The sequence below is a fragment of the Arthrobacter sp. 05L421 genome (assembly GCF_056397785.1).
Map to the genome: position 1 here is coordinate 91,264 of NZ_JBFTOC010000001.1, position 14,614 is coordinate 105,877.

General features: G+C 66.5%; 10 protein-coding genes. 4 read left to right on the plus strand and 6 right to left on the minus strand.

The window, feature by feature from the left end:
- The first annotated feature begins 291 nt into the window (after nucleotides 1-291).
- Nucleotides 292-540: a WhiB family transcriptional regulator gene (locus AC1DKQ_RS00410; RefSeq protein ID WP_003804966.1), complete on the plus strand. Its 249-nt coding sequence runs from the start codon at nucleotides 292-294 to the stop codon at nucleotides 538-540.
- 116 nt (nucleotides 541-656) lie between these two features.
- On the opposite strand, the gene AC1DKQ_RS00415 is transcribed toward AC1DKQ_RS00410, so the two are convergent.
- Genes AC1DKQ_RS00415 through AC1DKQ_RS00430 form a run of 4 tightly spaced genes read right to left on the minus strand, consistent with a single transcriptional unit; the run spans nucleotide 657 to nucleotide 9,061 of the window.
- Nucleotides 657-2,126, minus strand: coding sequence for a sensor histidine kinase (locus AC1DKQ_RS00415; RefSeq protein ID WP_476882836.1), 1,470 nt, complete (start codon nucleotides 2,124-2,126; stop codon nucleotides 657-659).
- Nucleotides 2,127-2,162: 36 nt separating this feature from the next.
- Entirely contained in the window at nucleotides 2,163-7,037 is a 4,875-nt protein-coding gene (locus tag AC1DKQ_RS00420) for an NAD-glutamate dehydrogenase (protein ID WP_476917919.1), read from the minus strand.
- Between the two features lie 57 nt (nucleotides 7,038-7,094).
- Nucleotides 7,095-8,420: a CpaE/TadZ family protein gene (locus tag AC1DKQ_RS00425; protein WP_476917920.1), complete on the minus strand. Its 1,326-nt coding sequence runs from the start codon at nucleotides 8,418-8,420 to the stop codon at nucleotides 7,095-7,097.
- Nucleotides 8,417-9,061 carry a CpaB family protein gene (locus tag AC1DKQ_RS00430; protein ID WP_476917921.1) on the minus strand — a complete coding sequence of 215 codons (645 nt, stop codon included), beginning with the start codon at nucleotides 9,059-9,061 and terminating at the stop codon, nucleotides 8,417-8,419. Before AC1DKQ_RS00430 ends, AC1DKQ_RS00425 begins: the two co-directional genes overlap by 4 nt.
- A gap of 152 nt (nucleotides 9,062-9,213) precedes the next feature.
- On the opposite strand from AC1DKQ_RS00430, the gene AC1DKQ_RS00435 reads away from it, so the two are divergent.
- Nucleotides 9,214-9,435, plus strand: coding sequence for a helix-turn-helix domain-containing protein (locus tag AC1DKQ_RS00435; RefSeq protein WP_277522814.1), 222 nt, complete (start codon nucleotides 9,214-9,216; stop codon nucleotides 9,433-9,435).
- A gap of 14 nt (nucleotides 9,436-9,449) precedes the next feature.
- Here the strand turns inward: AC1DKQ_RS00435 and AC1DKQ_RS00440 are convergent, their stop codons facing one another.
- On the minus strand, nucleotides 9,450-10,019 hold the full coding sequence (locus tag AC1DKQ_RS00440) for a hypothetical protein (RefSeq protein WP_476917922.1): 570 nt from the start codon (nucleotides 10,017-10,019) through the stop codon (nucleotides 9,450-9,452).
- A gap of 281 nt (nucleotides 10,020-10,300) precedes the next feature.
- On the opposite strand from AC1DKQ_RS00440, the gene AC1DKQ_RS00445 reads away from it, so the two are divergent.
- Entirely contained in the window at nucleotides 10,301-11,026 is a 726-nt protein-coding gene (locus tag AC1DKQ_RS00445; protein WP_476917923.1) for a LysM peptidoglycan-binding domain-containing protein, read from the plus strand.
- Between the two features lie 162 nt (nucleotides 11,027-11,188).
- Nucleotides 11,189-11,671: an Rv3235 family protein gene (locus AC1DKQ_RS00450; RefSeq protein ID WP_476882830.1), complete on the plus strand. Its 483-nt coding sequence runs from the start codon at nucleotides 11,189-11,191 to the stop codon at nucleotides 11,669-11,671.
- Between the two features lie 175 nt (nucleotides 11,672-11,846).
- Here AC1DKQ_RS00450 and secA read toward each other — a convergent pair whose 3' ends face one another.
- Complete coding sequence (secA, locus tag AC1DKQ_RS00455) at nucleotides 11,847-14,585, minus strand: preprotein translocase subunit SecA (protein WP_476917924.1); 2,739 nt, start codon at nucleotides 14,583-14,585, stop codon at nucleotides 11,847-11,849.
- Nucleotides 14,586-14,614 lie beyond the last annotated feature (29 nt).

Consider the following 14,614-nt stretch of genomic DNA (forward strand, 5'->3'; position numbering starts at 1 on the left):
TTTTACTGGGGTTTTCATTGGGTTCTTCAGGGTTCACAGGGGGCCTTGACACACTGGCACACTACCGGACATAGTCGTCTAGATGTGAGGACGCCGCCACTGAATGTGATGCATCGCTCACGGTCTCTGGGCATCTCGCCCTCTATTACCCCTTGTTTACACAGCGTTAACATGACACGCTTAATCCAGATGACCGAGGGGGCCCCAATGGGCCCTTTTCTTATGAAGCCTCTAGTGAATAAATTCACAAAGGCATTTAACGAGTTCCCAGGAATGGAGTGACTGATCAGCATGGATTGGCGTAACCGCGCAGCCTGCCTTGACAAGGACCCGGAGCTGTTCTTCCCCGTTGGAAACACGGGCCCTGCCCTCCTGCAGATCGAGGAAGCGAAAAGTGTTTGCCGCCGCTGTCCCGTTGTGGACACCTGCCTGCAATGGGCTTTGGAGTCCGGCCAGGACGCCGGGGTGTGGGGCGGCATGAGCGAGGACGAGCGCCGCGCCTTGAAGCGCCGCGCTGCACGGGCACGGCGCGCTTCCTGATTCTGCTGCCCAGGCACCGGCAGCTACAGTGCCGGCAGCCACCTCACGACCCTGCAGCAATGGCCGCGGACCCTCAGGTCCGCGGCCATTGCCCTTTTAAGCCTCCCGGCGCATCGTCAGCGGGTCGAGAGGCTTAGGACAATCTGGACGGCGGTTCCCCCGCCGTCCCTGGCCTGCCAGCGAATGGTGCCGCCCAGTTCACTGGTGACCAGTGTGCGGACAATCTGCAGGCCAAGACCCTCGACATAGGGCGTGTCCGGCAACCCGACGCCGTCGTCCTCCACCGTCACGGTGAGAAGTTCATCCCCGTCCTCGGTCTCCGAGCGGTCGGCGAGCAGCCAGACAGTACCGGTCCGCCCCTCCAGCCCGTGCTCGACGGCGTTGGTGACCAGTTCGTTGATGACGAGGGCCAGCGGGGTGGCGAAATCGCTCGGCAGGTCCCCGAAGAGGCCCGACCGCTGGGTCTTGACCTGCTGTGAGGGTGAGGCGACCTCGGCCGAAAGGCGGAACTGGCGGCCGATGAGTTCGTCAAAGTCAACGCTCTGGGTCAGGCCCTGCGAGAGCGTCTCGTGCACCAGCGCAATGGTCGCCACCCGCCGCATGGCCTGCTCGAGCCCCTGCTTGGCCTCGTCGCTGACCATGCGCCGAGACTGCATCCGCAAAAGGGCCGCGACGGTCTGCAGGTTGTTCTTCACACGGTGATGGATCTCGCGGATGGTGGCGTCTTTGCTGACCAGCTCCATCTCCCGGCGACGCAGCTCCGAGACGTCCCGGCACAGGACCAAGGCACCGAACCGCTGTTGCTCGTCGCGCAGCGGGATCGCTCGCAGCGACAGACTGACGCCGCGTGACTCGATTTCACTGCGCCACGGCATGCGGCCCGTGACGACGAGCGGCAATGTTTCATCGACCATGCGCCGGTCCCGCAAAAGTCCCGCCGTCACCTCGGCGAGGGACCGTCCCTCGAGGGACTCGCCGTCGCCGAGGCGGCGGAACGCGGAGACCCCGTTGGGGCTGGCGTACTGAACGATCCCCTCGGCGTCGAGCCTGATCAGGCCGTCACCCACACGCGGAGCGCCGCGGCGTGAGCCTGTGGGCGACGCGAAGTCCGGCCACAGGCCCAGTGTTCCCATGCGCAGCAAATCGTAGGCGCATTGCCGGTAAGTGAGCTCGAGCCGGGAGGGCATCCGTGAACTGGAAAGGTCCATGTGGGACGTCACGATCGCCAGGGTGCGGCCGTTGCGGACCATCGGGACCGCCTCAACCCGCAGCGCCATATCGCTGCTCCAGTTGGTCTCGTTGGAGCGCTCGATCGCGCGGCTCTCCCACGCCTTATCGACCAGCGGCTGCAGGTCCGACCTGATCCCCTCCCCCACGAAGTCGGCATGGAACACCGTATGGGTGGTGGAGGGGCGGACGTGGGCGAGTGCCACGTAGCCGAACTCAGGATGCGGAAACCACAGGGCGAGGTCGGCGAACGCGAGGTCGGCGACCATCTGCCAGTCGCCGACCAGGAGGTGCAGCCATTCGGCGTCCCCCGGGCCAAAATCAGCATGTTCCCTGATTGGGTCCGTAAAGATTGCCACAGCACCTCCATTTGCGACACCAGGGACGGCAGCCCCTTAGCGTCGGACGATTGACCTCAAGAGCCTCAATGCTACCGACAGGGAAGCCATGTCATCGGCCTCGAGCGCATTGACCTCGTCAAACATGGACTTCGCCCGGCCCAACTGCTCCGCGTTCTGGTCCTCCCAGGCCGCCAGCCGCTCTTCAGCCGGAGTCCCGGCCGGAGTGGTCTCCAGCACCGCCGTCGTCATATCCGAGACGGTGGAGTAGAGGTCATCGCGCAGTGCTGCGCGGGCCAGCGCCTGCCAGCGGTCCGCCCTCGGCAGCTTGGTGATGCGTTCGAGGAGGGAATCTGCATGGAAGCGGTTGAAGACCGTGTAGTAGACGTGGGCGATATCGGCCACGGACTCCTTGCTGCCGTGGACGATCTTGGCGATATCCAGGAGCACGAAGCTCTCGAACAGTTCCGCCCAGCGGTGTGCCAGGTCTTCCGGAAGGTCCCAGCTGCGCGCCTTCTCCAGCCATTCGGCCACCCGGGCGCGGTCGTCGCCCCGGAGGTAGTCCAGCAGCCGGGCCCGCATGGGATCCATGAGCGGCTTGAATTCGGCCACGACCTCGGCGATGGGACGGGACGCGGAGCCCTGGCCCAGGAGCCACCGGACGGCGCGGTCCAGCAGCCGCCGGATGTCCAGGTGGACGGTGCTCCAGTGTTCGGTCGGGAACGACGCCGGCAGTTCGTTGAGTTCCTTGACCATGATGTCCAGCTCGTAGACCTCCCGGAGCGCCACGAACGCCTTGGCGAGGGCCGCTTCCGTGGCCGAGGTTTCCTCAATGGCGCGGAACGCGAAGGTGATGCCGCCGAGGTTGATCATGTCGTTGGCAACCACGGTCGCGATGATCTCGCGGCGCAGCGGGTGGGTGTCCAGTTCGGCGTCGAACCTCTCCCGCAGCTGCTCCGGGAAGTACTTCCGCAGCGTCGTGCGGAACCACGGGTCATCGGCGAGGTCGCTGTCGCGCAGCGCGCTGGCAAGTTCGATCTTGGCGTAGGCGGCCAGGACCGAAAGCTCCGGGGAGGTCAGCCCCTGGCCCTGTTCCAGCCGCTCCTGCAGCGTGGCCGTGGTGGGCAGGGCCTCGAGGTCCCGCTTGAGGTCCGCCGACTTTTCCAGCCAGTCCATGAGCCGTTCGTAGCTGGGGCTCCATTCGGAGACCCGCATCCGGTCGTTGAGGAGCAGGATGTTCTGGTCGATGTTGTCCTCGAGCACCAGCCGGCCGACCTCGTCAGTCATCGAGGCCAGGAAGTCCGCCCGCTCGGCGGGCTCAAGCTTGCCGGCCGCGACCATCCGGTCCACGAAGATCTTGATGTTGACCTCGTGGTCCGAGCAGTCCACACCGGCCGAGTTGTCGATCGCATCCGTGTTGAGGATGACGCCCTGCAGCGCGGCCTCGATGCGTCCGCGCTGGGTCATCCCCAGGTTTCCGCCTTCGCCGACCACCTTGACCCGCAGTTCGCGGCCGTCCACGCGGATGGCGTCGTTGGCCTTGTCGCCAACCTCGGCATTCGTTTCGGTGCTGGCCTTGACGTAGGTCCCGATGCCGCCGTTGTAGAGCAGGTCCGCCGGGGCGAGGAGGATGGCGCGCAGGAGGTCCGGCGGGCTCAGTTCCGTGGTGCCCTCGGGGAGGCCGAGCGCTGCGCGGACCTGTGCGGACACGGGGATCGACTTGGCCTGCCGGGCAAAGACGCCGCCGCCTTCGCTGATGAGCGACTTGTTGTAATCGTCCCAGGAGGACCGGGGCAGTTCGAAGAGCCGCTGGCGCTCGGCGTAGGACGTTGACTCGTCCGGGGTGGGGTCGAGGAAGATGTGCCGGTGATCGAAGGCCGCCAGCAGGCGGATGTGCTTGGAGAGCAGCATGCCGTTGCCGAACACGTCACCGGACATGTCACCGACGCCCACCACGGTGAAGGGCTCGGCCTGGGTGTCGAGGTCCAGCTCGCTGAAGTGGCGCTTGACCGATTCCCAGGCACCGCGGGCGGTGATGCCCATGGCCTTGTGGTCATAGCCGACGGAGCCGCCGGAGGCGAAGGCGTCGCCGAGCCAGAAGCCGTATTCGCCCGCCAGCCCGTTGGCGATGTCGGAGAAGGACGCCGTGCCCTTGTCGGCCGCGACCACCAGGTAGGAGTCGTCGTCGTCGTGGCGCACGACGTCGGCCGGCGGCCGGACGGTTTCGCCATCGGCCGTCACGATCAGGTTGTCCGTGATGTCCAGGAGTCCGCGGATGAACGTCTTGTAGCTCTCGACGCCCTCGGCCATCCAGGCGCTGCGGTCTGCTGCGGGGTCCGGGAGCTGCTTGGCGTAGAAGCCGCCCTTGGCGCCCGTTGGGACGATGACGGCGTTCTTGACGGTCTGGGCCTTGACGAGGCCCAGGATTTCGGTGCGGAAGTCCTCGCGCCGGTCCGACCAGCGCAGGCCGCCGCGGGCCACCTTGCCGAAGCGGAGGTGCACGCCCTCGACCCGGGGCGAGTAGACCCAGATTTCGAACATGGGCCGCGGGAACGGCAGGCCCGCGATGCGGGACGGATCCAGCTTGAAGCTCAGGTGGGGCTTGTTCTGGTAGAAGTTTGTCCGGAGCGTGGCCTCGATCAGGTTCTTGAACGTGCGCAGCAGCCGGTCGGCGTCGAGGGTCGCGACCTGCTCGATCGCTGCATCCAGTCCGGCGAGGACCTCGACTTCCCTGAGCGCGCGCTCCGCGTCGCTGAGTGTCGGGTCAAAGCGTGCCGTGAACAGGGCGCTGAGTCCCCGCGTGACCTCCGGGTTCGCCAGCAGGGTGTCCGCCAGGAATCCGAAGGAGTTGGTGTTGCCCATTTGCCGCATGTACTTGGCGTAAGCGCGCAGCACGACCACCTGGCGCCAGTGCATGCCCTCCCGCAGCACCAGCCGGTCGAAGCTGTCGGACTCGACGGCGCCGGTCACGGCAGCGCCGAAGGACTCGCCGAGCAGCTGGCCGGTGGCCTGGGGATCCACGCCGGCGGGGTACTTGAGGCCGAGGTCGTAGAGGAAGAAGTCCCGCTGATCCGCGGTCTCAATCTCGAACGGGCGCTCGTCCAGGACCTCGAGGCCGAGGTTATGGAAGTACGGCAGGATCTGGCTTAGGCTCTTCGGCTCCAGCATGTAGAGCTTGACGCGGGCGTCCTCTTCCAGCGTGGCGCCGGCGCCTTCGGGGAGGTAGACGTGAACGCCTGGCTGCTCCTTGACCCCTTCGCCGGCCCGTTCGGCCGCGGCTCCGTACTTTTCGAAGCGGTCGATGTCCTGCAGCGCGTCTTCGATCTCATAGTCCACGCGGTAGCTGGCGGGGAACGCTTCCGCCCAGACGGCTGCCAGTTCCTTGGCGCCGTTCTCCCTGAGGCCCGCGCCCCCGCCGTTGCCGCGGGCGCGCAGAACTTCAGAAATGCCTTCGCCCCACGAGCGGGCGGCCCGGACCAGGCGCTTCTCCAGCTCGTCGCTGTTGACGTTACTGACGTCGGCGTCCTTGGGCAGCCGGATCCGGAAGAAGAGGCGGGCCAGGGCGGACTCCGTCATGCGCGCCTCGTAGTCGATGGACACGGCGTCGAAGGTCTCCCGCAGTTCCTGCTCAATGCGGAGGCGGACGTTGGTGGTGTAGCGGTCGCGCGGCAAGTAGACGACGGCGGACATGAACCGGCCGTAAATGTCGGGGCGGAGGAAGAGCCTCGTCCGGCGGCGTTCCTGCAGCCGCTGGATGCCGGTGGCGATGGCGGCGAGGTCCGGGATTTCGATCTGGAACATCTCATCGCGGGGGTAGGTCTCGAGGATGCCCAACAGGTCCTTGCCCGAGTGCGAGTCCGGCGGGAAACCGGCGTCGTGGAGGACAGCGGCCACTTTTTCCCGGACCACGGGGATATCACGGACGGAGCCGGCGTAGGCGGTCGTGGCGAAAAGGCCGATGAAGCGGCGCTCCCCGTTGACGTTGCCGGCCGCGTCGAAGCTCTTGACGCCGATGTAGTCCAGGTACGCCGGGCGGTGCACGGTGGAGCGCGAGTTCGCCTTGGTGATCACCAGGGCGCGCTTCTCGCGTGCCTTCTTCCTGCCGGCCTCGGTGAGGTGCTGGACCTGGCGGCTGTCCGCGCCGGCGCGGAGAAGGCCGAGGCCGCTTTCCTCGCGCAGTTCCAGCACATCCTCACCGGATACGTTCACGAGGTCGTATTCGCGGTAGCCGAGGAAAGTGAAGTTGCCGTCATCGAGCCAGCGGAGCAGGTCCTGGGCCTGGCGCAGCTCGGCAATCTGCGCCCGGTTGGCCACCCGGTCCAAGTCCGCGGAGATCTCAAGGGCCTTCGTGCGCATCTTCGGCCAGTCTTCGACGGCGGCGCGGACGTCGCCGAGCACGCGGGTGATTCCCTTGACCAGCTCGGCGCGCTTGCTCTCGTCGACGAGGTCGATTTCGACGGCGATCCAGGATTCCATGTGCGAGGCGTTGTCGCCCTCGGCGATCAGGTGGGAGAGGTTCGGCATGGCCGCCGTGTCGCCGCTGGAGATGCCCAGGTGGGAGGGTACACGCGCCACCTTGACCAAGTCGCCGGTCTCGCGGTTGCGGGTCACCACGAACAGCGGGTGCAGTACGAGGTGGATGGGTGCATTCTGGCGGACCAGTTCGGCGTTGACGGAGTCCACGAGGAAGGGCATGTCATCGGTGACGATGTACAGGACGCTGCAATCGGCCTCGTCACGGAGGGCGACGTTCGCGGTGCCAGGCTGCCGCATCGCCGCGATCTGGCGGTGCGTATCCGCCCTGGCCGTCAGGACTTCCTTGGGGTAGGCCCGGAGATCCTCCTCCGCGAGGTGCTCGTAGTAATCCCCGAGGTAGCTTTCGCTACTCCCGATCGAAACGGGCTGATCCTCCACGCTGGACCCAGACGACATCGAAACGCCTCCATAAAAGAAGTTCACAGCCGCCTCATTGCGGCCCTTATGTTGACCCTAGCTCTTTGCCCGGCGCTCTGCTGTGGAAGAAAATACAAAGGATTTCTTGTTTCGCTGGGCAGGTGCACAAACCAAAGCGGCGATCGCACGCCGCAGCTCAGAGTCCGGCGCGGATTCGAGCAAAAGCGCCCCAGCCAGCAGGGCGGCGTCGCTGGCCGCGGGGTCCGACGGCAGGAACGCCGTCAACGGCACCGAGGGGCCGTACCGCTCCCACGCAGCCCGGAGCTGACGTTCGGGCGACCGCCCCACCGCGGAGGTCCTGACTTTGTTCATGACCACTTGGGGCGCTGCCTGCGGGACGGCCGTCTGGAGCTCGGCCAGGCCGCGGACCAGCCTCGGCACGCCGATGGAGTCGGCCGCCCCGACGGCAAAGACCGTGTCGGCCAGCTCCAGGCTTCTCAGGGTCGCGGCGTTGCGGCGCGGCGCGCCGCTGTCAAAGCCAAGCTCGTCATCGGCTTCGAGGCAGAAGCCGGTGTCCACCACAGTGACATCTGCGATCTCCCGCGCCCGCTCCAGCACCAGCGTGAGCGCCGCGGCACGCAGTTCCGTCCAGCGGTCCGCCCGCGTGATCCCGGTAAGCACGCGAAACGTCCCTGCCTTGGTCGCCACCGTCGTGGCGATCCTGAGTAGGGCCTCGGCGTCGAGAAGTCCCTGGTCTGCCAGCCGACAGGCCTGGGCCAGCCCGGCAGCCTCGTCGAGCAGACCCAGGAGGGCGGCCACGCTGGCACCGTAACTGTCGGCGTCGACCAGCAGCACCGATTGCCCTTCAGCGGCCAGCTCCCCCGCGATGTTGGCGGCCACCAGGGTCCGGCCCGGCGCGCCAGCCGGGCCCCAGACCGCAATGATCCGGCCCCTCGCGGCATTGCCCAGGGTGACTGGTGGCGCCCCGGAAGGCCGGGGGGCGTCGCCACCGGCCGTGCCAGCCACGGAGGAGGCGTCGTCGGACCTTGCGAGCCGCGGCCGGTGTCCGGCGCCACTGAGCTGCGCTACGGCTGCGGAAATCCGCGCCGCAAGGGCGGCGGCATCGACAGCCCGGGCTTCTGCTGCCACGCCAATGGTCCGCAGACGGGCCGTTTCCTCCGGATTGTCAGTCAGGGCGATGACAACGACGCCGACGGCGGACAGGCGGTCCACCAGCGAGGCCGTCAGCTCCTCGCTACCAGCCGCGATGACAGCGGCGCGGGCCAGCCCGCTCTGGCAGGCGGCCAGCAGTTCCGCCAGCTCGCCGCACCGCCGGACAACGGACACAGGTCCGTGCAACCGCTCCAGGCCGCCCACCAGGTCATCGTGGGAGTCCCCCACCGTCACCACGGGAATGCTCATCGTGCGGCACCCCCCGGGTTCCACACGACCGCGATCTTTGCCTTGTTGGCCTGGGCTCCCAACAGCTTCGGCATCTGGGCATCAGGGACGAGCACCATGACCACCATCGACCGTGAGGATCCAAGGGCAGTGCTGCCCGGGGTGATCTGGGCAATTTCGGCGCCGGAGAGGAGCAGCGTCGGTTCGCTGAAGCCGTTGCGGGTATCCGGCAAGGCCACCCAAACGTCCACGCGGGAGCCCGCCACGGCTTGAGCGGGAAGGGTTTCCTCGACAGTTACGGCTACGGGCCTGCGGTCCAGCCCATCGAACTGGCCGACACTCTCGCGCGGCACCAATTGGTCCTTGCCGATTCTCTGCACGGCCACCAGGCCGGCGTCCAAGCCGGCCTCCGGGGTCAGGTAGTGCTGTTCCACCTCGCCGAGACGTACCTTGACCCGGTGCAGCTTCTCGACGGTCAGCGTCTCGCCGACGGCGATCGGCTCGCGCGCCGCGTACGCTTCGGTGGTCTGGTCCGCGGCACCGACCAGCGAGACCACCCCCACCACGGATGCCAGGACAAGCAGGATTCCGACGAGGAGCCGGGGGTCTTTCCAGGACGGCTTTTTCAAACGGGCCCCTTCGGCTGCCGCGCTTCCACTCATGCGTCCGCTCCCCCTGTCGTCGCCGTCCTTCCCGGTATGCCGGGCACCCCTATTGTTGCGCCCGGGCCGCCCAGGTGGAAGATCCAGGGCCAAACAGGTGCAAACTGTGGATAACCGCCCCAGTCGGCATCAACGGTGGCAAAATGGACTTCATGCCTCGATTCCTGACTCTCGCTGACGTTGCCGAGCAGCTCCAGATCAACTCTCCGGCAGCCTACGCACTGGTTCGCAGCGGCGAGCTCAAGGCGATCCAGGTGGGCGGGCGCGGCCAGTGGCGGGTCGAGGAGAAGATGCTTGAGCAGTACATCCAGGAACGCTACGCCGAGGCCAGCCGCATGATCGAAGAGGCCAAGTCGAAGTCTGCCGAACGTTGATCTGGGCGTTCTGACTAACCTCCCGCGGCACCAACGGATCTGATGCCAGCAAGGGCGCGAAAAGGAATTGACACTACTTGCCGCGCGCTGGCTGGACGCCACTCCTCGCCTTCAGCCGCCATGAGCAGATCCAGGAAATCCCGGCCGACAGTGTCAATGACGCCGTGGAGCGCGGTCTCTGCCCTCCCGTGCGAGAGAAGTATCAACACCCGCGCCCGGTTCCTGGCCAGTCCCCGCAGTGCACTGCCCAATCCCAGCCGCCGGCGGACGGTTGACGGTTCGGAGACCGCCACCCGCGAAAGACCCACATACTGAGCGGCCGCGGCATAGGGAATCAGGACCTGGTGTTGGGGTTCATCAAGGACAAGGGCTTCGCTGCCCGCGTGGCTCAGCACCCCCTCGAACGCCGACCCTGAGGCCAGGTGCACGCGGATGCTGAGCCCGAGGGAGCCGCGGAGCCTGTCCGCGAGCTCTATGCCCGCAGAATCCACCAGTGCACGCTCCGCTATTTCTGCCTCAAAATCCAGCTGCTGGCGCGCAGCCAGCTGCGTCTCCATGTCATCAAACAGGGCGTCCCACCGCATGGCGCCAGCGTAAGCGCGCCTCCCGGACGGGTCAATCCGCAGACGGCGGCTCTTTGGGGGGACGCCTATCCACAGGCCCGGATTGCATCTAGACAAACCGGGCCCGTGGACACAGACTTCATTCAACAGGCTTAAACGTCATCAAATGACATCAAACAGTATCAAACAGCATTGCGCGCGAAACGGAGGAATGAGCAATGGACCGGACAGCGGCACAGCAACCCAGGACCCAGCCCTCGACATTGCCGACGCCCAGGCTGACGGTTCGGACCGATGCAGCCATGGCCACTGCCATCCTGCTGCTGGGGATCTTCCTCGCCACCACGGGTGGTTTCCTCGTCCAGCGCTGGCAGTCAGGCTCGGCGCGCCGGCAGTCACTTTCCTTCGAGGACCAGCTGGGGATCGTGGCAAATACCGCAGGACTGATCGTCATCACCTGGTGGGTGATGTCCCTCGCCATCGCCGTCGCGGCAGCGCTGCTTGACCGTCTTGGCAGGACCCGCGCGGCGGCCTCCACAGGCCGGTTCAGTCCGGCGTTCATGCGCCGGCTGGTTCTCGCCGCCGTGGGCATGCAGCTGCTGACAGCGCCGCTGGCCTCCGCGGCGACTGTGCCCGACGGGCACGGTGCGGGCCGGTCTGGCCAGGCAGCGGTGTCGGCATCGTGGACACCGCCGCCCGGGCAGGCCCCGGCGCCAGGGCCGGAGGATCCGGCCACCGGTTCCGCGGTAGATCCGCGCTGGAAGCCCGTGAGCCCGGTCGTGGATGCCGGACCACTGGCCGCACGCCAGGCACGCGCTCAGGACGCGCCAGGCGCCCGCCAGGAGGTCACGGTCCGGTCCGGTGATTCGCTGTGGAGCATCGCCGCGGCGACGCTGGGGCCGTTCGCGTCCGACGCCGACATCGCCAGAGAGTGGCCCAGGCTGTATGCGGGGAACCGCGACACCATCGGAGCCAACCCGCACTTCCTGCGGCCCGGCCAGGTCCTCATCCTCCCGCCGCCAACCTAGCGGACCCCCGCCACACCAGGGTCCAGGCCAGAATCACGGACAGGGCAGAACCACGGCCAGGGCCCGTCGGAAGTTCAGCCAACGGGAAGTCAGCCAGCACCAGCCCCGCCAGCACCCCCGCAAACCAGCCATCAGTCATCAGCCATCAGCAAAGGAACCGTCATGAATGCAGTCACCGGGATCCGCTCAGCCGCGGCAACCCCAGCCCCGCGCTCCCCCGCCCTCCGGGTTGTGTCCGGCACGGCAACACCGGCCACGAAGGCCGCCGCGGTCCCGCCGCCACTGCGCGTTGTTGACGAAGCCCGCGAGATTTGTGCGATTTCCCGCAGCATAGTGCAAGCCGCCATCGAAGTGTTGGCCGGCACGCGGCCCGCACAGCAGCTCTCCCGCCGCCTGGACCCTCGTTGCCTGGCTGCACTGCAGCACCGTGCCGCACTGACCCGCCGGGTTGCGTCCGGCAGCTCGCCAACGGCGGGGCGGCTGCACCGCAACCCGTCGGTCCGGTCTGTCCGGGCCTGCCGCGTTTCGGATGACGTCTACGAGGCCAGCGCGGTCGTGGTGGAGGAATCACGGGTCCGCGCGGTCGCGCTGCGGTTGGAGCGCGGCACAGCGGCCTGGCGCGTCACGGTGCTGGAGATCGGCTGAACCGCGGGGCCTCAGGGGGAAACGAGCAGAGACAGGCAGGAAGGGGCAGAAAACCGCGCCCGGCCTGTCAGGGAAAGGAGGCCTGTCAGGGAAAGCCAGCCTGTTATTGAAAGGAGGCGCAAACACGGGAGGACCGGAGCGGTTGCTCCGGTCCTCCCGTACGTTGGCGTGGTGCCTAGCGCCGCTTCTTCTTCGCCGCGCGGCGGCCAATGTCCTGCGCCGCAGCCTTGGCCGGGTTCCCCGAACGGCCGGAGCCCTTCGCCTCGATCCGGGTCTCGGCAGCGCCGTCCTCGCCGGGGGCGGTGTACTGCAGCTGTGCAGGCTTCTCCGGGGCTTCGAGACCGGCAGCATGGATCTGCGGCTCGTGGTGTTCCGTGTGCTGGCCCGCGGCGTCGGCCACCACAACGTCCTCGGCCGGTGTCACTTCCACGTCCAGGTTGAAGAGGAAGCCGACGCTCTCCTCGCGGATGGCCTCCATCATGGCCTGGAACATGATGAAGCCCTCGCGCTGGTACTCCACCAGGGGGTCGCGCTGGGCCATGGCACGCAGCCCGATGCCCTCCTTGAGGTAGTCCATCTCGTAGAGGTGTTCCTGCCACTTCCGCCCGATCACGGACAGGACCACTCGGCGCTCAAGCTCGCGCATGCTTTCCGAGCCAATCGCCTGCTCCCTGGCCTGATAGACCAGCCGGGCGTCGGAGAGGATCTCTTCCCTCAGGAAGTCGACCGTCACCCGGGACTTGCCGCCGGCCTCGTCAATGACATCGCGCGGCGAGAAGCTCACCGGGTACAGGGTCTTGAGGTTGGACCACAGGAGGTTGAAGTCCCAGTCGTCGCCGGTGCCCTCGGCCGTGGCCACGTCGATGAAGGCGTTGATGGTGTCTTCCAGGAAGTACTGGACCTTCTCGTGGAGGTCATCGCCTTCGAGGATGCGGCGCCGGTCACCGTAGATTGCCTCGCGCTGGCGGTTCAGGACGTCGTCGTACTTCAACACGTTCTTGCGCTGCTCGGCATTGCGGCCTTCCACCTGGCCCTGGGCCGAGGCGATGGCCCGCGAGACGAGCTTGGATTCGAGTGCCACGTCGTCCGGCACCGAGCTGTTCATGAGCCGTTCAGCCGCGCCGGAGTTGAACAGGCGCATCAGGTCATCGGTGAGCGAGAGGTAGAACCGGGACTCGCCGGGGTCACCCTGGCGACCGGAACGGCCGCGCAGCTGGTTGTCGATGCGCCGCGACTCGTGCCGCTCGGTGCCGAGCACGTAGAGGCCGCCCAGGTTGAGGACTTCCTCGTGCTCGTCCTTGACCGCCTGCTTGGCAGACTCGAACGCCTCGGGCCAGGCGGCCTCGTACTCCTCGGAGTTTTCTTCCGGGTCCAAGCCCCGCTTGGCCAGTTCGGCGACGGCGGTGAACTCTGCGTTGCCGCCGAGCATGATGTCGGTACCGCGGCCGGCCATATTGGTCGCGACGGTGACGGCGCCCTTGCGGCCGGCCTGGGCCACGATCGATGCTTCCCGGGCATGGTTCTTGGCGTTCAGGACCTCGTGCCGGACGCCTTCCTTGGCCAGCAGCCGGGAGAGGTATTCGCTCTTCTCGACGCTGGTGGTGCCGACGAGGACGGGCTGGCCCTTTTCGTGACGTTCGGCTATGTCCTTGACGACGGCCTCGAACTTGACGGTCTCATTCTTATAGACGAGGTCGGCCTGGTCGAGCCGCTGCATGTCGCGGTTGGTGGGGATGGCCACGACGCCAAGCTTGTAAGTGCTCATGAACTCCGCGGCCTCGGTCTCGGCCGTGCCGGTCATGCCCGCGAGCTTGTCATACATGCGGAAGTAGTTCTGTAGCGTGACGGTGGCGAGCGTCTGGTTCTCGGCCTTGATCTCGACGCCTTCCTTGGCTTCGATGGCCTGGTGCATGCCCTCGTTGTAGCGGCGCCCGGCGAGGATGCGGCCGGTGTGCTCATCGACGATCAGCGCCTCGCCGTCGAGGATGACGTAGTCCTTGTCCCGCTTGAACAATTCCTTGGCCTTGATGGCGTTGTTCAGGAAGCCGATCAGCGGGGTGTTGGCGGACTCGTAAAGGTTGTGGATGCCGAGGTAGTCCTCGACCTTTTCAATGCCGGCCTCGAGGACGCCGACGGTGCGCTTCTTCTCATCGACCTCATAGTCGGTCTCCGGCTGCAGGCGCGTGACCACCTTGGCGAATTCGCTGTACCAGCGGTTGGTGTCCCCCTGGGCCGGACCGGAGATGATGAGCGGGGTGCGGGCCTCGTCGATGAGGATCGAGTCCACTTCGTCGACGATGGCGAAGTGGTGGCCGCGCTGGACGAGTTCCGAGCTGTCCCACGCCATGTTGTCGCGCAGGTAATCGAAACCGAACTCATTGTTGGTTCCGTAGGTGATGTCCGCCGCGTACTGCTCGCGGCGCAGGGCCGGGTCTTGGTTTGACAGGATGCAGCCGCTGCTCAGGCCGAGAAAGCGGTAAACGCGGCCCATCAGGTCAGACTGGTACTCGGCGAGGTAGTCGTTCACTGTGACCACATGGACGCCCTTGCCGGCCAGGGCATTGAGGTAGGCCGGAGCGGTGGCCACCAGGGTCTTGCCTTCACCGGTCTTCATCTCGGCGATGTTGCCCAGGTGCAGGGCTGCGCCGCCCATGAGCTGGACGTCGAAGTGGCGCATGCCCAGGGTCCGGGAGGAGGCTTCGCGGACGGCCGCAAAGGCCTCCGGCAGCAGATCGTCCAGTTTCTCGCCGTCCTGGTGGCGGGCGCGCAGACGGTCAGTTTCTTCACGGAGCTCGGCATCCGTGAAGGTCTGGAAGGAGCTCTCCAGGGCATTAATGGAATCGGCATAGTTCCGCAGTTGCCTCAGGGTTTTTTTGTCACCCGTGCGGAGAAGTTTTTCGATAAGTGTTGCCACGTGAAGTTGCTCCCAGTCTCAAGCTGCCG

What these genes read in the sequence shown, in the direction of transcription:
- AC1DKQ_RS00450 (WP_476882830.1), top strand. Translation starts at nt 11,189, where the DNA reads ATGAATGCAGTCACCGGGATCCGCTCAGCCGCGGCAACCCCAGCCCCG.
- AC1DKQ_RS00425 (WP_476917920.1), bottom strand. Translation starts at nt 8,420, where the DNA reads ATGAGCATTCCCGTGGTGACGGTGGGGGACTCCCACGATGACCTGGTG.
- AC1DKQ_RS00430 (WP_476917921.1), bottom strand. Translation starts at nt 9,061, where the DNA reads ATGAGTGGAAGCGCGGCAGCCGAAGGGGCCCGTTTGAAAAAGCCGTCC.
- AC1DKQ_RS00445 (WP_476917923.1), top strand. Translation starts at nt 10,301, where the DNA reads ATGGCCACTGCCATCCTGCTGCTGGGGATCTTCCTCGCCACCACGGGT.
- AC1DKQ_RS00420 (WP_476917919.1), bottom strand. Translation starts at nt 7,037, where the DNA reads ATGTCGTCTGGGTCCAGCGTGGAGGATCAGCCCGTTTCGATCGGGAGT.
- AC1DKQ_RS00410 (WP_003804966.1), top strand. Translation starts at nt 292, where the DNA reads ATGGATTGGCGTAACCGCGCAGCCTGCCTTGACAAGGACCCGGAGCTG.
- AC1DKQ_RS00440 (WP_476917922.1), bottom strand. Translation starts at nt 10,019, where the DNA reads ATGCGGTGGGACGCCCTGTTTGATGACATGGAGACGCAGCTGGCTGCG.
- AC1DKQ_RS00435 (WP_277522814.1), top strand. Translation starts at nt 9,214, where the DNA reads ATGCCTCGATTCCTGACTCTCGCTGACGTTGCCGAGCAGCTCCAGATC.